This is a genomic window from Thioclava sp. NG1, assembly GCF_003122275.1.
Lineage (GTDB): Bacteria > Pseudomonadota > Alphaproteobacteria > Rhodobacterales > Rhodobacteraceae > Thioclava > Thioclava nitratireducens.
In genome coordinates, this window is the sequence record NZ_QFBB01000007.1 from 1 (window position 1) to 20,014 (window position 20,014).

General features: G+C 62.7%; 21 protein-coding genes and 1 pseudogene. 17 read left to right on the forward strand and 5 right to left on the reverse strand.

The annotated features are described in order from the left end of the window. Together DEM26_RS14030 and DEM26_RS14035 are read left to right on the forward strand one after the other, a co-directional pair. Window positions 1–682, forward strand: a 682-nt coding sequence (locus DEM26_RS14030; RefSeq protein ID WP_109172665.1) for an IS3 family transposase, incomplete at its 5' end; no start/stop codon positions are given. A 243-nt stretch (window positions 683–925) separates the two neighbouring features. Then, window positions 926–1,546, forward strand: coding sequence for a DNA-binding protein (locus tag DEM26_RS14035; protein WP_109172666.1), 621 nt, complete (start codon window positions 926–928; stop codon window positions 1,544–1,546). Between the two features lie 24 nt (window positions 1,547–1,570). Here DEM26_RS14035 and DEM26_RS14040 read toward each other — a convergent pair whose 3' ends face one another. Then, complete coding sequence (locus DEM26_RS14040; protein ID WP_109172667.1) at window positions 1,571–3,127, reverse strand: hypothetical protein; 1,557 nt, start codon at window positions 3,125–3,127, stop codon at window positions 1,571–1,573. 622 nt (window positions 3,128–3,749) lie between these two features. On the opposite strand from DEM26_RS14040, the gene DEM26_RS14045 reads away from it, so the two are divergent. The 5 genes and pseudogenes from DEM26_RS14045 to DEM26_RS20885 form a co-directional block, all read left to right on the forward strand. Then, the gene (locus tag DEM26_RS14045; RefSeq protein ID WP_109172668.1) at window positions 3,750–4,238 is read left to right on the forward strand and encodes a hypothetical protein; all 489 of its coding nucleotides are present in this window, start codon (window positions 3,750–3,752) and stop codon (window positions 4,236–4,238) included. Window positions 4,239–4,338: 100 nt separating this feature from the next. Next, the gene (locus DEM26_RS14050; protein ID WP_109172669.1) at window positions 4,339–4,779 is read left to right on the forward strand and encodes a hypothetical protein; all 441 of its coding nucleotides are present in this window, start codon (window positions 4,339–4,341) and stop codon (window positions 4,777–4,779) included. Between the two features lie 107 nt (window positions 4,780–4,886). Then, complete coding sequence (locus tag DEM26_RS14055; RefSeq protein ID WP_109172670.1) at window positions 4,887–5,222, forward strand: hypothetical protein; 336 nt, start codon at window positions 4,887–4,889, stop codon at window positions 5,220–5,222. Window positions 5,223–5,502: 280 nt separating this feature from the next. After that, window positions 5,503–5,694 (forward strand): hypothetical protein, encoded by a 192-nt coding sequence (locus tag DEM26_RS20215; protein WP_146194465.1) that lies wholly within the window; start codon window positions 5,503–5,505, stop codon window positions 5,692–5,694. A gap of 6 nt (window positions 5,695–5,700) precedes the next feature. After that, window positions 5,701–6,702: pseudogene (locus tag DEM26_RS20885) on the forward strand (recombinase family protein); the annotation flags it as partial. A 681-nt stretch (window positions 6,703–7,383) separates the two neighbouring features. On the opposite strand, the gene DEM26_RS14070 reads toward DEM26_RS20885, so the two are convergent. The 3 genes from DEM26_RS14070 to DEM26_RS20690 all read right to left on the reverse strand — a co-directional run bounded on the left by DEM26_RS14070 (window position 7,384) and on the right by DEM26_RS20690 (window position 9,479). Beyond that, window positions 7,384–8,430, reverse strand: a complete 1,047-nt coding sequence (locus DEM26_RS14070) for a YeeE/YedE family protein (protein WP_109172671.1) — start codon at window positions 8,428–8,430, stop codon at window positions 7,384–7,386. Between the two features lie 42 nt (window positions 8,431–8,472). Then, on the reverse strand, window positions 8,473–8,781 hold the full coding sequence (locus DEM26_RS14075) for an ArsR/SmtB family transcription factor (RefSeq protein WP_075775687.1): 309 nt from the start codon (window positions 8,779–8,781) through the stop codon (window positions 8,473–8,475). A gap of 212 nt (window positions 8,782–8,993) precedes the next feature. Beyond that, on the reverse strand, window positions 8,994–9,479 hold the full coding sequence (locus DEM26_RS20690; RefSeq protein ID WP_233243116.1) for a hypothetical protein: 486 nt from the start codon (window positions 9,477–9,479) through the stop codon (window positions 8,994–8,996). A 111-nt stretch (window positions 9,480–9,590) separates the two neighbouring features. Here DEM26_RS20690 and DEM26_RS14085 point away from each other — a divergent pair, with 111 nt between their 5' ends. The 10 genes from DEM26_RS14085 (at window position 9,591) to DEM26_RS14130 (ending at window position 19,161) form a co-directional block, all read left to right on the forward strand. Beyond that, window positions 9,591–10,328, forward strand: coding sequence for a cytochrome c biogenesis CcdA family protein (locus tag DEM26_RS14085; protein WP_233243118.1), 738 nt, complete (start codon window positions 9,591–9,593; stop codon window positions 10,326–10,328). A 25-nt stretch (window positions 10,329–10,353) separates the two neighbouring features. Further along, a complete protein-coding gene (locus tag DEM26_RS14090; RefSeq protein ID WP_075775686.1) occupies window positions 10,354–10,908 on the forward strand; it encodes a thioredoxin family protein in 555 nt (184 codons plus the stop codon). A 234-nt stretch (window positions 10,909–11,142) separates the two neighbouring features. Continuing rightward, window positions 11,143–11,619 carry a sulfur oxidation c-type cytochrome SoxX gene (gene soxX / locus DEM26_RS14095; protein WP_075775685.1) on the forward strand — a complete coding sequence of 159 codons (477 nt, stop codon included), beginning with the start codon at window positions 11,143–11,145 and terminating at the stop codon, window positions 11,617–11,619. A gap of 37 nt (window positions 11,620–11,656) precedes the next feature. Then, window positions 11,657–12,079, forward strand: coding sequence for a thiosulfate oxidation carrier protein SoxY (gene soxY, locus DEM26_RS14100; protein WP_075775684.1), 423 nt, complete (start codon window positions 11,657–11,659; stop codon window positions 12,077–12,079). Window positions 12,080–12,107: 28 nt separating this feature from the next. Beyond that, a complete protein-coding gene (gene soxZ, locus DEM26_RS14105) occupies window positions 12,108–12,434 on the forward strand; it encodes a thiosulfate oxidation carrier complex protein SoxZ (RefSeq protein WP_075775683.1) in 327 nt (108 codons plus the stop codon). A 114-nt stretch (window positions 12,435–12,548) separates the two neighbouring features. Continuing rightward, window positions 12,549–13,409, forward strand: coding sequence for a sulfur oxidation c-type cytochrome SoxA (gene soxA, locus DEM26_RS14110; RefSeq protein WP_088720164.1), 861 nt, complete (start codon window positions 12,549–12,551; stop codon window positions 13,407–13,409). Between the two features lie 155 nt (window positions 13,410–13,564). Next, a complete protein-coding gene (gene soxB / locus DEM26_RS14115; protein WP_088720165.1) occupies window positions 13,565–15,256 on the forward strand; it encodes a thiosulfohydrolase SoxB in 1,692 nt (563 codons plus the stop codon). 59 nt (window positions 15,257–15,315) lie between these two features. Then, entirely contained in the window at window positions 15,316–16,626 is a 1,311-nt protein-coding gene (soxC, locus tag DEM26_RS14120; RefSeq protein WP_075775680.1) for a sulfite dehydrogenase, read from the forward strand. Beyond that, window positions 16,607–17,731 (forward strand): c-type cytochrome, encoded by a 1,125-nt coding sequence (locus tag DEM26_RS14125; protein WP_075775679.1) that lies wholly within the window; start codon window positions 16,607–16,609, stop codon window positions 17,729–17,731. The genes soxC and DEM26_RS14125 overlap by 20 nt, the downstream gene beginning before the upstream one ends. A 194-nt stretch (window positions 17,732–17,925) precedes the next feature. Beyond that, window positions 17,926–19,161 (forward strand): glycerate kinase type-2 family protein, encoded by a 1,236-nt coding sequence (locus DEM26_RS14130; RefSeq protein ID WP_109172672.1) that lies wholly within the window; start codon window positions 17,926–17,928, stop codon window positions 19,159–19,161. 232 nt (window positions 19,162–19,393) lie between these two features. On the opposite strand, the gene DEM26_RS14135 is transcribed toward DEM26_RS14130, so the two are convergent. Beyond that, window positions 19,394–19,987: a retropepsin-like aspartic protease family protein gene (locus DEM26_RS14135; RefSeq protein WP_109172673.1), complete on the reverse strand. Its 594-nt coding sequence runs from the start codon at window positions 19,985–19,987 to the stop codon at window positions 19,394–19,396. Window positions 19,988–20,014 lie beyond the last annotated feature (27 nt).

Here is a 20,014-nt window from a genome sequence, read left to right on the forward strand (position 1 = left end):
CTACCGGCTCTACCGCGAAGAAGGCCTGACGGTGCGCAAACGAAAGGCACGGCGCAAGGCTGTCGGAACGCGAGCCCCGATCCTGGTCGAGGCGCGGCCCAATGCGCGATGGTCGTTGGATTTCGTTCACGACCAGTTCGCCAACGGTCAGCGTTTCCGGGTGCTCAACGTGGTCGACGATGTCACCCGGGAGTGCCTCGCGGCGATCCCCGACACCTCGATCTCGGGGCGCCGTGTGGCTCGTGAACTGACTGCCCTGATCGAGCGCCGCGGAAAGCCGGGGATGATCGTCTCTGACAACGGCACCGAACTGACCAGTAACGCAATCTTAACCTTCGCTACCGCGCACCGGATCGAGTGGCACTACATCGCCCCGGGCAAGCCGATGCAGAACGGCTTCGTGGAGAGCTTCAACGGGCGGATGCGGGACGAGCTGCTCAACGAGACCATGTTCCGAAACCTGGCCCACGCGCGGATCGTGATCGCCGCCTGGGCTGCCGACTACAATACCGAACGCCCGCACTCGGCCTTGGACTACCAGACACCGGCTGACTACGCGCGGGCCCTGACCTCCGCAATCGCCCGCCCCGCTGCGCGAGATGATAGCTCCGCGCGTCGGGCGATTGCTCAACCTGCGCCGATCGGCGTAAACACCAACCGGGCTCCGGTCGCGGCTGGATGAAAGTTCAGTGGCAGGTCAAGGGCCCTAAGGGACGCGATTGCGGTGACGCGATGTTCTGTTGCTCTATCCACACCACGGCGACCTGCCAACCGACCTAATCCGCACGCCCTACGCGATTGCAAACAAAGGCGCAAAAGAAATCCCCTTCGTGCTTTCTCGCTGAGGCCAATCTTTGCTTTCGCGTCGGGCCGGGAGCTCTCGGTAACGGCGTTACCACTGTTACCTGTTACCAGGAGATGAAGCATGAAGACTGTCGCCCCTGCCGATATGAAACCTGATTTCGAGATCGAGGTCGAACGCGCTGTTCGGCATTACGTGTCCGAACACGACGGACACTTTCCCAGCCGGCGTAATTTGCTCGCAACCCTCGGCGGTTCGATGCGCGATCTCAATCCGGTCGCGAAGCGAGTGATCCAGCGTATCCGAGAAGAACAGACCGCTCTTGCGGCACTGCCCGAGATGCCGGAGACTGTGAGCGATGCGACCGATCGCCTCGCGCAGGCGGCTTGGAAAGCCGCGTGCGAGATCGCAAATTCCGAGATTGAGGCACTCCGCACTTTGCAGGGTAAACGCGAAGCGAGCCAGCGTGCGGAACTCGCAGATCTGGAAGACGTAATCGATGATCTTGAGGAAGCGCTTGATACCGAGCGCCACCGTGCCGACGGCGCGGAGAAGCAGATCCGTACTCTCGAGTGTCGGCTCGAGACGGCAGATCGCGAGATCTCCGCGCTCAACGGCCGCCTCGCTGAACGTGCTGCATTGCTCGAAAGCCTGCGTGCAGAGATCACGCAGCCGACCCCGGGTCGGGGCTCAAAGCGCGAGAACAATTCCGGTTTCGACCGCGACGACACTCCCGAAGCTTGAAGATCGCGACGGCCGGTGCGGCACTCACCGCTCATCGCCGCCCCGGTCCTTGTCGTCCCGCTTTCTTCGCTCGTTTCGTGTTTTGACCCGCGCGACGTTCATGAGCAGTTTTCTGAGTTTGCCGTGTTCGTTTTCACGGCTCGCTGGCGGCACGAAACGCGCGATCAGTTGCGCCGCAAATTCGGTCACGCGGGCCACGGCGTCGAGGCCATCAGCGAGCTCACGGCGCTCACACTCGACGGAGGCCTCGGCCTCGGACTGGGCGATCGTTTTTAGACGCGTCAGCGCTGCGCCGAACATCTCTGCCATGCGCACCGCTGCATGGGGCGCGCGTCTCATACGGACCAGTTTCGCACGAACGTCTTCGTTCGCCTGCAACGGCGCGTCCTTCAGCATTTCAGCCACCTGATCTGGTGTATATTCTCCTGGTTTGAGCAGGTCCGCTGTCGCGAGAACGGCATCCGCAGATCGATATTTTCGATCCGCCATCTTCTCTTTCTCCGCTATCTCTTTTTTCTGAGCGACGAAATCTTCGCGCGCATCCCGCAGGCTCTGTTCTTGGGCATCGAGTTCGCGTGCGCGCGCCGCATTCGCTTCCGCCTGAGACGCGTTTTCTCGGCGCAAAATTTCGTCGCGCTCCTTCTCTTCGTTGACCGCGGCTCGCGCCTCTGCAATCTCCGCGAGTTGTTCATTGCCGAGTTCGAAAAGGTCGTCAGCGGCACGTTTGAGACCTTCCGCCGCCTCGCGTGCTTTCCGAGCCTCCGCCGCCCGCATCTCATCCGTTGCGTTCTGTTCACGGGCCGCCATGCGGCTACGGTATTCTGCGCGAGACAGCCGCTCGCGCCGGGGACCGAATCTCAGCAATCCCGCATGGCGCGAGACAGCCTCATAGAGATCGTCCTGCCACTCTCTCATCGCTTCTTTGTAGAGCTTGTCGCCCGCTTCTTTCGATAACGACCGCTCGCGCCCGCAGGCTCGCAGATGCCGTCTGCTGTCTTCAAAAGCCGCGCGTCCCGGATGCAAATCAATGACCGATCCTCGCTCCCGATCGAGCGCGAAGAGATGAATGTGCATCTGCGCTTCATCAGTGTGAATAACAGCGAGCGCAAACTCCCCACCCGCAGCTTCGATCCGATCCTTCTCGAAGGCGACGAACGCGTCGAAGACGGCGCGGCACTCGCTCATCAAAGCCGGATCAGCGCGCGCTTCCGCGCTCGTGATCGGAAGCGAGAACACACTCGAATAAAGCGTGTGCGCATCTTTCCGGAGCTTGCGCTTGCGCGTCGTCTTCGAGCCGGTTTTCGGATCCGTATACGGAAAGCTTTGCGTGACATTCGTGGCCTGCTCATGTGCAGCGCGAAGCTCGTCGAAAGACCCACACGAGCCGGGAATGATCCGCGGTGTCCGGTCCGGGCGGAGCACATGATCACAACTCCCCTCCGCACGCTCGGCTTCGTCGAGAACCTGCTCTGCACGCCACGCGCGCTGGCCGTTTTTACGCACGCGGCCGACCTTGCCACTGGACCTCGTCGCTCCCTGCTGCGACCACGTTTCGACATGTCCGAATTGGTAACCCTGCATCCCGATTTTCTCGCGCCCGGTTGATGGATGCGGGGGAATTAGGGACAATCGAGAGGGATCAAAAAACGCGCGCGCCGCCGCGTGCCGCGGGCGCTGTAACAACAGGCTATAGGGTCCGACTATACGTATTCTCGCAGGGCTTCGAATACGTGTCGGCCAAAGTGAGGCGTAGCCCCCCTCTGGACACCCCCCCGGCGCCGCTGCGCGCCGCATGGGGGAAGCTCCACATCCCCCAAACCCCCAGGGCAGGGATCGTTCGCCACTTTCCCTGCACCCTAAGGCGCCGTCCGGCGGACCGGGGAGACCTTCGCCAATCTCCCCGGACCCTCTCGGCGTCCTTCCGACAGATCGAAGAGGCGCTCGCCGCCCTCTCCGAACTCTCCCGGCGCCTCCGGCGGGTCGAGAGGGATGTCACCCCTCTCGACGCTCTCCCCGGCACCCGCGCAATCTTGCCCGCAGGCGGGCGATTGATTGCACATATGAGGGAAGCGGCCTCGGCGCATGTCTTGCTTGCGTGCAGCGTCTTTGACGCACGCAATCAAGCCACGCCCCGAGGCCGCGTATCGGGGTTTGTTGGTGAGGTTCCGCGCGTCGTTCTTCTTATCAACGACACGAGGCACTCATGCTCCACGACCGATACCTTCGGCTGCTTCCGGGCGGCCAGCTCAAACCGGGCGATATCTTCCTCATGCGCTTCCCTTATGGCTCCGATCGCAGGCGCGACGGCGAGTTCGATATCCCGCCTGGCACGCGTCCTTGCTTGCTCCTCTCGCGCGGGTTGATCGGCGATACACCGATGAACATCGTCGCGCCCGGTGTCAGCCCGGAGGGCCGGCTGCTGCGGGAAGATGACATCGTCATTGCTGATGACGATCAAGCTGCCGCTTGCGGGCTCTATCGCCCGACGATGTTCCGCGCCTCGCATCGGCTCTTCATCGCGACGGGGTCCGACCTGTTCGAGCGCAACGCCCGCATCGGGCGCCTCGGTCCCGCGCAGCGCGAACAATTCGAGGCGGTCCAGACGATGCTCGCAACCGCACCGCGTGAAGTCCGGTCTCGGCTGAGACCGCGTGTCGCGATCTACCGCCCGAAACCTCTCATCCAACCCTAAGGCGCGCCCCCGATCGGGGCTGCAGCGTCCGTCCGCCTTCTCACCGAGGCGGACGGATCTTGCAGCCCTGCCTGTCCCCAATTTCTTCGAAAGGTAATACATGACTCACGATAAACACCCGTCTGAACTCACCCCCGAAGAGCTTCGCAAAGAGCGTGTTGTGCTCGCAAACGTCGTTCACGGAGCGACCGCGAAGCCGTCGCCGAAAGATCTCGAGAATGCGCCGCTTCTCGACGACTGGTTGCTCTTCACCGGTTTCGAAGACATTTCGCTGATCGGACGATTGACGGAAGCAAACGGCCGCACCCGAACGCTGATCACGCGAGCTCTCATCGCGCTCGATGAAGAGCTCGATTGGGCATTTCTCGAAGACGGATACATGCGGCTCGGACCGCGGTTTTCCGTCGAAGAGGCCCCGCCGCATCTCGCGATGCGCGCCGTCGCGACCGATCTGAGAGGGATCCGCACGCAACTCGATGGACAGGCATTCTGGGCGCAAAAAGCGCTCGATGCGCTTGGCGAGATGCGCTGCGATGCCTGATTTCGCAGTCGCGCAGAATGATCCTAATGGGATCGGCTGAACCGCAACCGCTGCGGCCCCTCGATGAGGGCCGCAGCGCCTGCAGTTCAGCTATGAGAGGATGTCCGATGTTTCAGCAACCGAGCCTGATTGACGATGTGAACACGCTGGCACGCGAGGCAATCGACGCTCTCGATGCGCTGCCAGCTGACGCGCTCCGGGGCGCAGAGTGCGATCGGGATTTTTGCGAGCGACTTGTGGTCAAGGGCGACGTCTTTGGTGAGGAATTTCGCGAAGCGGGCGCGGAGATCCTGCGCCACCTCGCAAGGATTGAACCCGAAGAACGATTTGCACGCGAATTCGACAGCGCGATGCGTCGACTGCGGGACGCAATCAATGCCTCCTATAGCATGGCCGTAGCTTTCGGCGCCGAGCGCGTGACCAGCATCCAGCGCGCCGCATGATTGAAATATGACGCCGAACGGCGTCGAAGAGATGGCGGTGGTACCCCGCCCGGGCGCGCCAACAAATCCTTTCCGCATATGCTCCAAACTCAACCGGTACCGGCGCGCCCGACTTTCCTCTCAAGGCCAGTCAACCTCGGCCATCTGCTGAAGAAGAATTTCACATGAAATCTGAAAGCCTAATAAAAACAAGGGGCTAAAAATTTTCTTCGGCCTTGATGGAGTCGCTCCAACTGGTCGAACGAATATTGAATCCAGAATAAATTTTCTGGAGCGAAAAATGTCCTTTCACCCCCGCGATTTCACCACCCGCTTCGCAGCGAACGACAACGGTGACACCCCCGCATCAGTTGACCTCTCGCAGATCGTATCGGCGGAGCTATTCGTCCGCTTCCTCGCACGCGTCGAAGCGCATCGTCTGCACGCGGCAAATGAGAATGCAGCTCCGGGTCCGGGCCGAATTCAGGAGTAAACGACGATGACTAAACGGGTCGCAGTCTATGCACGGTACAGCTCGAAACTTCAAAAACCGACCTCGATCGACGATCAGTTCGACATGGCGGAGCGGTTTGTGCAGAGACAGGGCTGGACCGTGACACAGCGCTTTTCGGACTCGGAAATATCCGGGCGCCTCGGCCAGCGCCCCGGTCTTCTGGAGCTGCGCGAAGCGATCCGACGGAACGCAGTCGATGTCGTCGTCGTCGAAGCGATCGACCGGCTTACACGGAATGTGACCCACGCGCTGCAAGTCTTCGATCTGATGAGCTTCGCAAACGTTGAACTGCACTCATTGGCCGAGGGCCCCCAGAACTTCATGTCGGTCATGCTTACGGCTTGGGGCGCGCGCGAATATTCGCACAACGTGAGCATTCATACGAAGCGCGGTATGCAAGCGGCGCTCAAGCGCGGGACGTTCCATATGCGCCCTTACGGCTACCGGAAATCAGAGGGTGCTGGCGGCCATAACCGAGAGGTCGATCCCGTGCAGGCTACGATAGTGCGTCGGATTTTTCAGACGTTCGCCGACGGGCAGTCCGCGCTCTCTATCGCGCGGAGGCTGAATGCCGAGGGTATCCCCGCGCCGCGCGGCGGCACCTGGGAACCCCGGACGATCCGCGGCAACCTCGCGCGCCAAGAGGGAATTCTGCACAACCCGATCTACACCGGGCGCGTGCTGATGTTTCGTACGACGAAGCGGGTCCATCCCGAGACAGAAGCGAGCATCATCGAAGCGACGCCCGATCGGGTTGAAGAAATCGAGATCCCGGCGCTCAGGATCATCCCTGATGATCTCTGGGAAACAGTACAGGCGCGCGCCGCGAAAACCCGACGCAAAGTCACCACTCGCAATAATCCGGAGGGTGCACGGCGTAAGAAATACCTCCTGAGCGGGCTGCTCAAATGCGGCTGCTGTGGGCGGAGTTTCGTCATGCGGTCGAAAGAGGCGTACGGCTGCGCTGAGAACATCAAGGGAGCCTGCCGGAACCGATCGTACATCAAGCGCGAAGAGATCGAAGCGCGCGTCTTTGCGGCGCTCCGGGCACCGCTCGCTTCGGAAAGCCTTTCCAAGGCGTTCGACGCCGCATTGAAGCAAGAGATTCAGGAGCTTCGCAAAAACCCGCCAGATGCGGAGCTAACCGCTAAACGTGCTGCACTGGCGCGAACAGAGAAGGGCTTGCGCACACTCGTCCGCTCGTTGGAGGAAGGAGCACCGTTTGCCCAACTAAAGGCGCGTATGAACGAACTCGAGGCACAGCAGCTGAAATTGACCGAAGAAATCTCTCGCCTCAGCACCGGAAAGCCGACGGCACCTCTCGTCGAGAGCGCCCCTCGGGCCCTTGAGCAGGTTCTCTGTGGACTCGAAGAGACGCTGAGCGATCCTAACTGGGTGCATCTCGCAAACGAGCACTTATCAGCGCTGATAGGGAGGGTGACGCTGCTACCCGACCCAAATGACGGAAGTCGTATGAACGCCGAGATCTCGATAGATCTCGGCGATTTACTTTCTGCAGCAGGACAGCCGAAAGTGCTCACCGACGTATTCCGCGAGAGGCAGCAAATAACGGTCAAATTGGGGGCGCTGCCCCCTCGACGCGTCCGCGCCTCACCCCCGGGGCATTTCGGCCAAGCCAAAAACGGGAGGGGGACGTGCGGCTCCGGCCTATTCGGGCTGGAAGCCGTGGATCAACTGGCGCAGGCCGATCAACCCGCCGATCACGATGGAGGCCAGCGTGACGGGCGCGGAGAAGGCGAGCACGGCCATCGCGCTTACCCCCTGGCCGATGGAGCATCCGACGGCGATCGTGCCGCCGATGCCCATCAGGGCGGCGCCGCTGACCTGACGGCCCAGTTCGCGGGGATCTTCGCAGGCTTCCCATTTGAAGAGGCCGCGAATGGCCGAGCCGAGGAAGGCCCCGCCGAGAACGCCCGCGACGAGCCCGACGGAGAAGGTGAGCCCTCCCGCGGTGGAGGTCATGAAATACAGGATCGTGCGCCCAAGCGGGGCGGTGAAGGAGGGGGCCTCGACGCCTGTCGCGCCCATGCTCTCTCTGAAGAGGTAGGAGGTGCCGACGAAGCACCAGACCACGGCAAGGCCCGCAGCCACGCCCCAGGCGAGCCTGCGTTTGTCTGCGCGCAGCGGCTGATAGTTCAGCGCCCATGCGAGGAAGCCTGCGGCGACGGGCAGGGCGAAGGTCAGCGGCGGCAGCCCGGTCCGCGCCGAGAGCCAATGCGCGATGCCTTGAGGGGAGGTGGCGGCCTGCTGGTCGAAGATCAGCAGGCGCAGATGCGCGAGGGGGCCGGACAGCGTCACGAAGGCGAAAATCCCCATCACGACGACGATCACCATCGAGCGCAGGTCGCCGCCGCCGAAACGCACCAGCGCCCCGAAGCCGCAATTTCCGGCGAGCGCCATGCCGTAGCCGAAGACCAGCCCGCCCACGATCGAGGCCAAGGGCGACCACTTGATCGTTTGATAGAAGCTGTGGGTGATGTCGGCATAACCCAGAGCCTCGGCTAGGAAGGCGCCGGAGATCGCGACACCCAGCACCACGCCCCAGAGGCGCAGACGCCTCTGGTCATCGCCATAGGCGGCGCTTTCCAGTGCGCCGAGGGTGCAGAAATCGCCCAGACGCGCGGCGAGGCCGAGAATCACACCGCCGAGCGCCCCGACCAGGGCCGCCATGGCGCCCATCGGAATCTGTTCCATTGCCCTTCTCCCCCCGGATCACTCAGCGTCCGGTCTCATGGCTCACCGCGTTCCGTCGGTGGCGCAGAACATATCGTAAATCGTTTCGACAAGGCGGCGCGCGCGCGGGTCCGAGAGCGTGTAGTAGATCGCCTTGCCTTCGCGGCGCGCGCTGACGAGCCCCTCGAGACGCAGCCGCGCCAATTGCTGGCTGACCGCGGCCTGGCGCGATTCCAGCAGGTTTTCCAGCTCGGTCACCGATTTCTCGCCCGAACTGAGATGGCACAGGATCATCAGCCGTCCCTCATGGGCGAGCGCCTTCATGAGGTTGGAGGCGTCTTGTGCGCGATCGAGTAGCTCTTCTGCATCCATGCGGGCACATCTCGACTCGGCCGTGGCAGAGGCAAGCTTTTCGGCATGACCGTCAGGCACCAGATGCCGCACCGCATCGTCCTTCCTTGGAGCCGCGCGCAGCGCGACCGTATTAATCGAATGTTTCAGGCTTTAGCATGACGATTCGCCGGAACAAAGCCCGAGAGAACAAAAACCCGCACGGGGCGGGCCAAAAGCACGCACATCAAACCTCAGTTTGAGGGGGGCTGATAGTCCGCGCCATTCTTTTTCAGGGCCTGATCCAGCAGCCCCCAGAAGAAGTCCTCGCTCGCATAGCCTTCGATGCGGGCGACTTCGACCCCGTCCTGCAGCAGGATGAAGGTCGGTGTGAAGAGCGGTTTGCCCCCGGTGATCGTGATGTCGTCAGGGAAGGGCTTGTGCAGATCGACCCGCTGCAGGGGCGCGGTCTTGCCCTCGGGGGTCTTGGGGTAGATCGGCGCGAGGTCGTTGTTCCACATGCGGCAATAGACGCAGCCGACCTGCTCGACCATCAGGAGGCGAAACTCGCTCTCGGCCTTGGCTTCTTCGGTCGCGGAGCCGACATCGGTCGTCGTCTCGGCGGATTGCGACGTGGCGTCGGCCCCCGCGGCGTCGGCCCATGAGGCGTGGCCCGTCGCGCTCAGCGAAATCGCCAGCGCCGCAGCCATGGAAATCGTATGCCAAACAATGCGGAACATTGACGGACCCCTTTTTACATATAAAGATCGTAATGTGTTTGACGGCCCCCTTCAAGGACGGTTGGGAGACCGAGGCCATATAGGCTAGGGCGCGTCACGAGGGAGGAAACAGTGCCGATCGATATTACCTATGGCGGGGCGTTTTTTGCCGGCCTGCTGTCTTTTCTGACGCCGTGCATCTTGCCGATGGTGCCGTTCTACCTGTCCTACATGGCCGGGCTGTCGATGTCGGAGCTGCGCGGTGACGGCAAGATCGCCCCCGGTGCGCAGGCGCGGATGGTCGCCTCTTCGGTCGCTTTCGCGTTGGGCGTGACCACGATCTTCGTGCTGATGGGGATGGGAGCCACTGCGCTCGGGGCCGCGTTCCGCGAATGGATGGGACCGCTGAGCTGGGTGGCAGCCGCGATCCTTCTCGTCTTCGGTCTGCATTTCCTCGGCGTGATCCGGATCCCATTCCTCTATCGCGAGGCCCGGATGGAGGCGAAGACCGATCCGACGACCTTCCTTGGCGCTTACGTGATGGGGCTCGCCTTCGGCTTCGGCTGGACGCCCTGTGTGGGCCCGGCGCTCGCCGCCATCCTTATGGTGGCGTCGGGGATGGGGGATATATCGAAGGGCGGGCTGCTGCTTTTTGCCTACGGGATCGGGATGACCTTGCCCTTCATCATCGCGGCCTTCTTCACGCGGCCCTTCCTCGCGCTCATGGCAAAGCACCGCGCCAAGCTCGGCTATGTCGAGAAGGCGATGGGGGTTATGCTGATCCTGTTCGCGGTTCTCATCGTGACCGGGGGGCTGCGCTACATTGGTGAGTTTCTGATCGACGTCATGCCGAGCGGGAGTCTTGGCTGAGGATCTGTTTCAAGGGAGGACGATCATGCGTCATTTTCTGACTGCCGCTTTCACCGCGGCGATGTTGGCCCTGCCGGGTCACGCCGCCGAGATGGGCGATGACGGGCTGCACAAGGAGCCGTGGTTCCACGACACGTTCAAGGACATGTCGGACGATCTCGCAACGGCCAATGACGAGGGCAAGCGCTTCATGGTCATCTGGGAGCAGCGCGGCTGCCTCTACTGCAAGAAGATGCACGAGGAGGTCTTCTCCGATCCCGAAATCGCGCAATACATCACCGACAACTACTATGTCGTGCAGATGAACCTGTTCGGCGATGTTGAAGTGACCGATTTCGACGGCGAGGCTCTGCCCGAAAAAGAGATGGCGATGAAGTGGGGCGTGATGTTCACGCCGACCATGATGTTCTTCCCCGAAGAGGCCTCCGATCAGCCTGCCAACAAGCAGGCCGTTGCACAGATGCCGGGCGCTTTCGGCAAGGGTACGACGATGGCCTTGCTCGAGTGGGTAAAGACTCACGGCTACGAGAGTGGCGTGAATTTTCAGAAGTACGTTGCCGACAAAGTTATGGCGAAGTGATCGCGAGTTTCGCGAATCTGACAGAGTCGTGATCTCTTGCTCGCGGGCGCAGCATTCGTGCTGCGCCCGCGAATATTTCTGATTTCGCTTAAGAAATCTTGGGTATGCTGCGGTATGCGCCGATATGTTCCGGAGAACATATTGGAAAATATGCGGATTTTTGAATTTATCCATTGCGCCGCTGTGACGCGCTCGCTTAAAAGTGAGTCAGGGAGAGAATTTGGGAGGACTTCTATGAAACGCCACGTTGCGTGGGCCGCAATGGCCGCCACCTTCGCAGCCAGCGCCGCGATCGCAGAAACCGCGCCGATGGATGTCAAATTCACCGATGTGGGCGCGGTGACCGAGTCGCTGACCGGTCAGCCGGGCGATCCCGCAAAGGGCGCAGAAGTCGCGGCGACCAAGTCGCTGGGCAACTGCGTGGCCTGCCATAAGGTCTCGGCGCTCGACGCGTCGTTCCAAGGTAATGTCGGCCCGGAGCTGAACGGCGCGGGCGACCGTTGGGACGAGTCGCAGCTGCGCGGCATCGTCGTCGACGCCAAGCACACCTTCGAAGGCACGGTAATGCCGGCGATGTACAAAACCGGTCCCTTCATTCGCCCCGGCGACGGGTACACCGGCAAGGCTGCGCCTGCCGATCTGCCGCCGATCTTGAATGCACAACAGGTTGAGGATGTGGTCGCTTTCTTGATGACCCTCAAGGACGAGTGACCCTCTGAACGACAAACCCGAGAGGAGAAGATACAACATGACCATGACCAGACGTGACGCGCTGGCGCTGGCGATGGGCGGCGTTGCCGCTTCCATGCTGCCGCTGCCCGCGCTGGCCGATGCCGGTGCTGACGCCATCGCCAAGTTCACCGGCGGCGCAGATGCCGCAATGGGTGACGGCGTCACCCTGACCGCGCCGGAAATCGCCGAGAACGGGAATACCGTTCCGATCTCCGTCGATGCGCCCGGCGCAACCGAGATCGCGGTCTTCGCGCCCGGCAACCCGACGCCCGACGTCGTGACCTTCAAGTTCGGTCCGCTGGCCGGCTCGCAGATGGCCTCGACCCGGATTCGCCTCTCGAAGACCCAGGACGTCATCGCTGTCGCCAAGATGGCCGACGGTAGCTACGTCCAGGCGAAATCGACCGTGAAGGTCACCATCGGCGGCTGCGGCGGCTAATTTTTTCGGTATCTGAGGAGACAAGACCATGAAAGGCGTGAGACCCCGCGTAAAAGTGCCGAAAAAAGCTTCGGCCGGTGACACGATCACCATCAAGACCCTGATCTCGCACCCGATGGAATCGGGTCAGCGCAAGGACAAGGATGGCAACGTCATCCCGCGCGAGATCATCAATCGCTTCACCTGCGACTTCAACGGCGAGAACGTCATCGACGTCACCCTCGAGCCGGCGATCTCGACGAACCCCTACATCGAATTCGAGGCGAAAGTCCCGGAATCGGGTGAGTTCAAGTTCACTTGGTACGATGATGACGGTTCGACCTACGAAGACAGCCAGAAGATCGAAGTGAGCTGATCGGCCGAACGGCCAGCGGCGCGTGAGGGAGCGCGCCGCCTCACCAAGAACAGAGAACCGCGCCTGTTTGGGGAGATCGATGGGCGCGGGGCACACCCAGGGAGGACACAGAATATGACGTTGCGCACCAGCCGCACCATCCTTGCCGCCACTGCAGCCTTCGCGCTCAGCACCGCGGCGCTGCACGCCGAAATGGCGGATGACGAGCTCGTCATCAACGGCGACACCCCGATCACGGTGAAGGCGCCCGCCGCCGATCACCTCAAAGGGCATCTCGACGAGGTCTATTCCGGCTGGCTCTTCCGCACGGACGAGACCCGCGCGATGGAACAGGACGACTTCGACAACCCGATCATGATCTTTGCCGAGCAGGGCCAGGAAACCTGGTCGACCGCCGACGGCTCCGAGGGCAAATCCTGCGCGGATTGCCACGGCGACATCAGCGAAGGCATGAAGGGCGTGCGCGCCTCGATGCCTAAGGTGAACGAAGCCGGCAAGCTGTGGTCGGTCGAGGATTACATCAACGATTGCCGCACCAACCGCATGGGCGCCGAAGCTTGGGGTTGGGACAGCGCTCCGATGCACAACATGACCACCGCGATCGCGGTCGAGTCGCGTGGCATGCCGGTCGCGGTCAAGATCGACGGCGAGGCCAAGCCTTTCTGGGAGAAAGGCAAGGAGATGTACTACACCCGCTATGGCCAGCTCGAGCTGTCCTGCGCGTCGTGCCACGAAGAGAACTACGGCAACTACATCCGCGCTGACCATCTTAGCCAAGGCCAGATCCAGGGCTTCCCGACCTACCGTCTGAAGAACGCGGGCGTCGTGTCGATCCACAACCGCTTCAAGGGCTGCATCCGCGACACGCGCGCGGAAACCTACAGCCCCGGTTCGGACGAGTTCCGTAATCTCGAGCTCTACGTCGCTTCGCGCGGCCTGGGTCTCGACATCGAGGGTGGCGGCGTCCGTCCCTGACCTGTGAATTGATGCGCGGGGCAGGGCCTCCCTGTCCCGCGCGTTTCGTTTCAACATATTCAAAATTTCATATCTGTCTGAATTCGTTTGTCTATTTACCCGAATGAAACGACCGCCGGGCGCACTGGCCCGGTGAGAAGAAGGAGACACATCGCATGATATCCCGGCGGGAATTTCTTCAGGCGAGCTTGGCCGCCTCGACCATCCTCGGTGCTTCGGGCCTGTCGCGCTGGTCGCGCGCCATGGCGCAGCAGTCGATTACCCAAGACCAGCTCCTGCAGTTCGAGCCGCTGGGCAATGTCACGCTGATCCACATCACCGACATCCACGCGCAAGCGATGCCGATCTATTTCCGCGAGCCGGAAATCAACCTCGGCGTGGGTGAGGCGAAGGGACGTCCGCCGCATGTGACCGGCGCGGATTTCCTCAAGATGTTCAACATCGAGCCGAACACGCCCGACGCATATGCGCTGACCTACGAGAACTTCACCGATCTCGCCAAGAGCTACGGCAAGATGGGTGGGATGGACCGTGTGGCGACCGTCGTGAAGGCGATCAAGGCCGAACGCCCCGACGCGCTGATCCTCGATGGCGGCGACACCTGGCACGGTTCGATGGTCGCGCTGAAGACCAAGGGCCAGAACATGGTCGACATCATGAACAAGCTCGGCGTCGAAGCGATGACCTCGCACTGGGAATGGACCTATGGCCAGGACCGGGTGAACGAGATCGTCGACGGCCTTCCCTTCCCCTTCCTCGGTGCGAATATCTTCGACGCCGAATGGGACGAGCCCGCCTACGAGCCCTACAAGATCTTCGAGCGCAACGGCACGCAGATCGCGGTCATCGGTCAGGCCTTCCCCTACATGCCGATCGCGAACCCCGGCTGGATGTTCCCCGACTACTCCTTCGGCATCCGCGAAGAGCGTATGCAGGCGATGGTCGACGAGGTTCGTGCGAAGGGCGTCGATCTGGTCGTCTGCCTGTCGCATAACGGCTTCGACGTGGACCACAAGATGGCGAGCCGCGTGAAGGGCATCGACGTGATCCTCACCGGTCACACCCACGACGCCGTTCCGGAGCCGATCCTCGTAGGCGAGACGATCCTGATCGCCTCGGGCTCGAACGGCAAATTCGTCTCCCGCGTCGATCTCGACGTGCGCGACGGCAAGATGATGGGCTTCCGCCACAAGCTGATCCCGATCTTCTCCGACGTGATCGAGCCCGACAAGGAGATGACCGACGTCATCATGGGCCATCGCGAGCCCTACAAGGCCGAACTCGAGGAAGTCGTGGGCGAGACCAACTCGCTGCTCTATCGCCGCGGCAACTTCAACGGCACCTGGGACGACCTGATCTGCGAGGCGATGCTCGAAGAGCGTGACGCCGAGATCGCGATGAGCCCGGGCGTGCGCTGGGGACCGTCGCTGATCCCCGGTCAGAAAATCACCATGGAAGACGTGCTCAACGCCACTTCGATGACCTATGGCGAGAACTATCGCTCCGAAATGTCGGGCGAGATGATCAAGACCATCCTCGAGGACGTGGCCGACAACATCTTCAACTCCGACCCCTACTACCAGCAGGGCGGGGACATGGTTCGAGTGGGTGGCATGGGCTACCACATCGACGTTTCGAAGCCGATCGGCGAGCGGATTTCCAACATGACGCTGCTGAAGGACGGCTCCGATATCGACCCGGCACGCAACTATGTCGTGACGGGCTGGGCCTCGGTCAACGAAGGTACCGAAGGGCCGCAGATCTGGGACGTGATCGCCGATCACCTGCGCAAGATCAAAACCGTTGACTTGAAACCGAATGACTCGGTGGTCGTGACCGGCATCTGAGCCGGTCCCGCCCGTCGATGATTACGCCCCGCAGGGGGTTAGAGACTGGAGGAAAACACATGGACGACAAGGAACGCCAGGGCAACCCGGCCACCAATGCCGCCCTCAGCCGCCGCGGATTCCTCCGCGCAGGGGCTGCGGTCGGTGCGATGGCCGCAGGGGCTGGTGCCGCGCGCGCAGAACAGCAACCCGATCCGTTGATCACCGAAGTTCAGCCTTGGGCTTCGGGCTGGGGCGACGGCGTCGATGCCACCCCCTACGGCCTGCCGATCGAATTCGAAGATGACGTCATCCGCCGCAATGTCGGCTGGCTGACCGCGGACGTGATCTCGTCGATCAACTTTACGCCGATCCACGCCCTCGACGGCACGATCACGCCCACCGGCTGCGCCTTCGAGCGTCACCATTCGGGCGCGATCGAACTGAAGAAGGAAGACTACCGTCTGATGATCAACGGCCTCGTCGACAAGCCGCTGGTCTTCACCTACGAGGATCTGGAGCGTTTCCCGCGTGTGAACCGCACCTACTTCCTCGAATGCGCCGCGAACTCGGGCATGGAATGGGCCGGTGCGCAGCTCAATGGCGCGCAGTTCACCCAGGGCATGATCCACAACATGCAATATTCGGGCATCCCGCTGCGGACGCTGCTCGAAGAAGCGGGGATCACCAATCTCGGCGACCAGATCAAGGACAAGTGGGTCTATGCCGAAGGCGCCGACGCGTCCTCGAACGGCCGCTCGATCCCGCTGGAGAAAGCGCTCGACGACTGTCTCGTAGCCATCAAGGCCAATGGCGAGGCGCTGCGCAAGGAGCACGGTTATCCGGTGCGCCTCGTGGTTCCGGGTTTCGAAGGCAACATGTGGGTGAAGTGGCTGCGTCGTCTCGAAGTCACCGACGAGGCCGTGCAGTCGCGCGAAGAAACCTCGAAATACACCGACACGCTCGCCGACGGCACGTCGCGCAAGTGGACCTGGGTCATGGACGCCAAATCGGTCGTCACCTCGCCCAGCCCGCAGATGCCGATCAAGCACGGCAAGGGTCCGCTGGTCATCACCGGCATGGCCTGGTCGGGTCGCGGTCACATCACCAAGGTCGACGTTTCGCTCGACGGCGGCGCGAACTGGCAAGAGGCCCGTTTGGCCGAGCCGGGCGCCGACAAGGCGGTCTCGCGCTTCTATCTCGAGATCGACTGGGACGGTTCGGAAATGCTCCTGCAGTCCCGCGCTACCGATTCCACCGGCTACGTTCAGCCGACCAAGGACGCGCTGCGCGCGATCCGCGGGGAGAATTCGGTCTATCACAACAACGGTATCCAGACCTGGTGGGTCAAGGAAAACGGGGAGTCCGAGAATGTCGAAGTGTCGTCGTAATCTGCTGCTGGCCACGCTTCTGGCCGCTCCGCTCGTCGCGACGCCCGCCCTGGCCGAGAAATTCGGTCTGGGACGCGAAGCGCTGCCCGAGGAAATCAACGCCTGGACCGTCGAGGTCTTCCCCGATGGCAAGAACCTTCCCGAAGGCTCGGGTTCGGTCGCCGACGGTGAAAAGATCTTCGCCGACAACTGCGCGGTCTGCCATGGCGACTTCGCCGAGGGCGTCGACAACTGGCCGAAACTGGCCGGGGGCGAAGGGACGCTGGCCAACAAGGATCCGGTGAAAACCGTCGGTTCCTACTGGCCCTACCTGTCCACCGTCTGGGACTATGCGCACCGCTCGATGCCGTTCGGCAACGCGCAGACGCTGACCGTCGACGAGACCTATGCCATCGTCGCCTACATTCTCTACTCGAACTACCTCGTGGAAGACGATTTCGTCCTCACGAAGGATAACTTCCTCGACGTGGAGATGCCGAACGCGGACGGGTTCATCGTGGATAACCGCGACGAGGTCGAAGTGCCGAAGTTTTCGGAAGCCGCTTGCATGAGCGACTGTAAGACCGACGTGCACATCACCAAGAAAGCCACCGTGCTCGACGTGACGCCCAACCAAGGCGGCGGCGAAGATACGGCGGCTGCGGACGATAGCGCTCCGGCCGACGTCGTCGTCGCAGGCGACGCTACCCAGAGCGACGCGGCCGAGGCGATGGCGCAGGACGCTCCGGCGGCGGCGCAGGTGGAGAAAACCACCTCCGAGCCGAAGGAGACGCTCTCTGCCGATCCGGCGCTTGTCGAGGCTGGCGAGAAGGTCTTCAAGAAGTGCAAGGCCTGCCACCAAGTCGGCGAAGATGCGAAGAACCGCGTCGGCCCGGTGCTCAACAACCTGATCGGTCGTCAGGCCGGGACGGCTGATGGGTTCAAATACTCGAGCGCGATGAAGCAGCACGGTGAAGACGGTCTGATCTGGACCGAACAGACGGTCGAGGAATATCTCGCCGACCCGAAGGGCTACATTCCGAAGAACCGGATGTCCTTCGCCGGCCTGAAGGACCCCGAAGACGTCAAGGCGGTGCTCGCCTATATCGAAAGCCAAGGTGGCTAAGACCCTCCCCGGGCGGGGGCCTCGGCTCCCGCTCACTTAAACCGACAGGGCCCTTCCGCCTGATCGTGTTTCGACGCCCGCGCTCCCCGCGGGCGTCTTTTCGTTTCTGCGCCACCGCGAGGACTGCCTTCGCCTGGCGCACTTGCACCCCGGCGCCCCCCGGGCATAGTTGGGCAAAAGCGAAGGGAGAGGGCATGGATCTGGATGCACGCGCACGCGAGCTGTTCGATATCGGAGTGAAGGCGGCCGATCCAGCGGCGGGTGTGTCCCGCGCGATGGGATGGGCGATGGAGACCCCGCCGGGGCCGGGCGGGCGCTGGCAGGTGGTCGCGCTCGGCAAGGCGGCGCTGGCTATGAGTGCTGCGGCGCTGGAGGCTTTGCCCGAAGATGCGCAAGCGCTCGTCGTGACCAATCCCGAGAATGCCGAAGCGGCCACGCCTCGTGCGGGTGTCACGCTGATCGCGGGCGATCACCCTGTGCCGGGGGAGGGCAGTGAACGGGCCGGGCGCGCGATCCTCGAGTGCCTGCAAGCCTGTGGCCCGGAGGATCGCGTTCTGGCGCTGATTTCCGGTGGCGGCTCCGCGCTCGCGGTCGCACCAGCAGAGGGGCTGAGCCTGTCGGACAAAGCCGAGGTCAGCCGACTTCTCCTCGGTTGCGGGGCCGATATCACGCAGATGAACCTGATCCGCCAGCAGCTGTCGCAGCTCAAGGGCGGCGGCTGGCTGTTGGCCTGCGCGGCCCCCGTGACGGGGCTGATCCTTTCAGATGTGCCGGGCGATGATCTGCGCGTCATCGCCTCGGGGCCGACTGTCGAGCCGATCGGCACGCGGGCCGGGGCAGCGCGGCTGTGCCGTGATCTCGGGATTTGGGACGCTTTGCCCGCGCCTGTGCGGGCGCATCTGGAAGCCTCCGGCGCGGAGCCAGCTCTGCCTGCGGCGCGCAACCGTCTGATCGGGGCGAACGGGCTGTCGGTCGCGGCGATGGTGTCGGCCGGAGCCGAGGCCGCGCCCTTCGCGCTCGACGGGGACGTGGCCGACCTTGCGCCGCAGATCGTGGCTCTGCTGCGCGATATGCCCTCAGGCGCTTTGGTCATGGGCGGGGAGACCACCGTGACGATCAAGGGTGACGGGCTGGGCGGTCGCAATCAGGAACTCGCGCTGCGGGTGGCTTGTGCCGCGGAGGCGGCGGGTCTCGAGGGTGATTGGCGCTTCCTGTCGGGCGGTACCGATGGCCGCGATGGGCCGACGGATGCGGCGGGCGGTCTGGTGGGGCCGGGGACCTGCGCGGCGGCGCGGGCGGCTGGCGTCGATTGCGACGCGGCGCTCGCCCGCAATGACAGCTATCACGTCCTGCAGGCGGCGGATGCGCTGCTGATGACGGGGGCGACCGGCACGAATGTGGCCGATCTCGCGGTTCTGGTGAAAGGCTAGCTTAGCCGCGCTCTGCTTCGGCAGAGCGCATCATCGGGCGCAGACGGAGATAGGCTTCGCGGATGACGGCGACGGTGATGATCGCAAGCGCGAGGGTGTCGAAGGCAACCATGGGCGTTTTCCTCGTAACGAAGCCTGGATAGCCGAGCTTGAACGGCGGCCACCTTGGGACCCTCGACAAAGATTGAGGCGCAAAAAAGGCACGATCACGGCGATTGAGGGCCGGGTCCGCTTAGCGTTCGAGGATCAGCGTGCCCCGCGCGAATTCCACTTTCGCGAAGCGGGTGAGGTAGGTCATCCCCAGCAATGACGTGTCCATCGATCCGCGATTGACCACGGCGCGCAGGTTGCTGTCGTGGATCGGGCCCAAATCGAAGCGCTCCAGCCGCACCGGCGCGGTCGCGACGATGCCGTTGGCTGTGCGCGCCTGCCCGATATAGGCGAGATCGGCGGTCTTGATGCCCGCGCGTTCGGCGGCGCGCTGGGTCAGGACGATCTGGCTCGCGCCGGTATCGACGACGAAGCGGATCGGCGTGCCGTTGACCTCGGCGGTGAGGTAGTAATGCCCGTCGGGCGCTTGCGGTACTTCGATCCGCCCATCGCGCATCACGGCCTGATCGGGGATCGAGACCTGTCGCTGGATGTCGGTCCAAAGCCCCACGGCGGCGAGCGTGCCGAGAAAGATAAGCCCCCAGATCGCGGCCTGTTGCAGCGTGCGACCCGGACGGCGGCGGATTTCCAGCAGGAAATACCCGCCCACGGCGACGAGCAGGAGGCTCAGATAGACCAGCCGTCCCCAATTCTCGCTGATGATCGTCTCGACCATGATCCTCGTTACCCCTACCAACCTCAT

What these genes read in the sequence shown, in the direction of transcription:
- soxZ (WP_075775683.1), top strand. Translation starts at nt 12,108, where the DNA reads ATGAAAGGCGTGAGACCCCGCGTAAAAGTGCCGAAAAAAGCTTCGGCC.
- DEM26_RS20215 (WP_146194465.1), top strand. Translation starts at nt 5,503, where the DNA reads ATGTCCTTTCACCCCCGCGATTTCACCACCCGCTTCGCAGCGAACGAC.
- DEM26_RS14135 (WP_109172673.1), bottom strand. Translation starts at nt 19,987, where the DNA reads ATGGTCGAGACGATCATCAGCGAGAATTGGGGACGGCTGGTCTATCTG.
- soxA (WP_088720164.1), top strand. Translation starts at nt 12,549, where the DNA reads ATGACGTTGCGCACCAGCCGCACCATCCTTGCCGCCACTGCAGCCTTC.
- DEM26_RS14075 (WP_075775687.1), bottom strand. Translation starts at nt 8,781, where the DNA reads ATGGATGCAGAAGAGCTACTCGATCGCGCACAAGACGCCTCCAACCTC.
- DEM26_RS14035 (WP_109172666.1), top strand. Translation starts at nt 926, where the DNA reads ATGAAGACTGTCGCCCCTGCCGATATGAAACCTGATTTCGAGATCGAG.
- DEM26_RS14125 (WP_075775679.1), top strand. Translation starts at nt 16,607, where the DNA reads ATGTCGAAGTGTCGTCGTAATCTGCTGCTGGCCACGCTTCTGGCCGCT.
- DEM26_RS14055 (WP_109172670.1), top strand. Translation starts at nt 4,887, where the DNA reads ATGTTTCAGCAACCGAGCCTGATTGACGATGTGAACACGCTGGCACGC.
- DEM26_RS14050 (WP_109172669.1), top strand. Translation starts at nt 4,339, where the DNA reads ATGACTCACGATAAACACCCGTCTGAACTCACCCCCGAAGAGCTTCGC.
- DEM26_RS14045 (WP_109172668.1), top strand. Translation starts at nt 3,750, where the DNA reads ATGCTCCACGACCGATACCTTCGGCTGCTTCCGGGCGGCCAGCTCAAA.
- soxC (WP_075775680.1), top strand. Translation starts at nt 15,316, where the DNA reads ATGGACGACAAGGAACGCCAGGGCAACCCGGCCACCAATGCCGCCCTC.
- soxX (WP_075775685.1), top strand. Translation starts at nt 11,143, where the DNA reads ATGAAACGCCACGTTGCGTGGGCCGCAATGGCCGCCACCTTCGCAGCC.
- soxY (WP_075775684.1), top strand. Translation starts at nt 11,657, where the DNA reads ATGACCATGACCAGACGTGACGCGCTGGCGCTGGCGATGGGCGGCGTT.
- DEM26_RS20690 (WP_233243116.1), bottom strand. Translation starts at nt 9,479, where the DNA reads ATGTTCCGCATTGTTTGGCATACGATTTCCATGGCTGCGGCGCTGGCG.
- DEM26_RS14070 (WP_109172671.1), bottom strand. Translation starts at nt 8,430, where the DNA reads ATGGAACAGATTCCGATGGGCGCCATGGCGGCCCTGGTCGGGGCGCTC.
- soxB (WP_088720165.1), top strand. Translation starts at nt 13,565, where the DNA reads ATGATATCCCGGCGGGAATTTCTTCAGGCGAGCTTGGCCGCCTCGACC.
- DEM26_RS14090 (WP_075775686.1), top strand. Translation starts at nt 10,354, where the DNA reads ATGCGTCATTTTCTGACTGCCGCTTTCACCGCGGCGATGTTGGCCCTG.
- DEM26_RS14130 (WP_109172672.1), top strand. Translation starts at nt 17,926, where the DNA reads ATGGATCTGGATGCACGCGCACGCGAGCTGTTCGATATCGGAGTGAAG.
- DEM26_RS14040 (WP_109172667.1), bottom strand. Translation starts at nt 3,127, where the DNA reads ATGCAGGGTTACCAATTCGGACATGTCGAAACGTGGTCGCAGCAGGGA.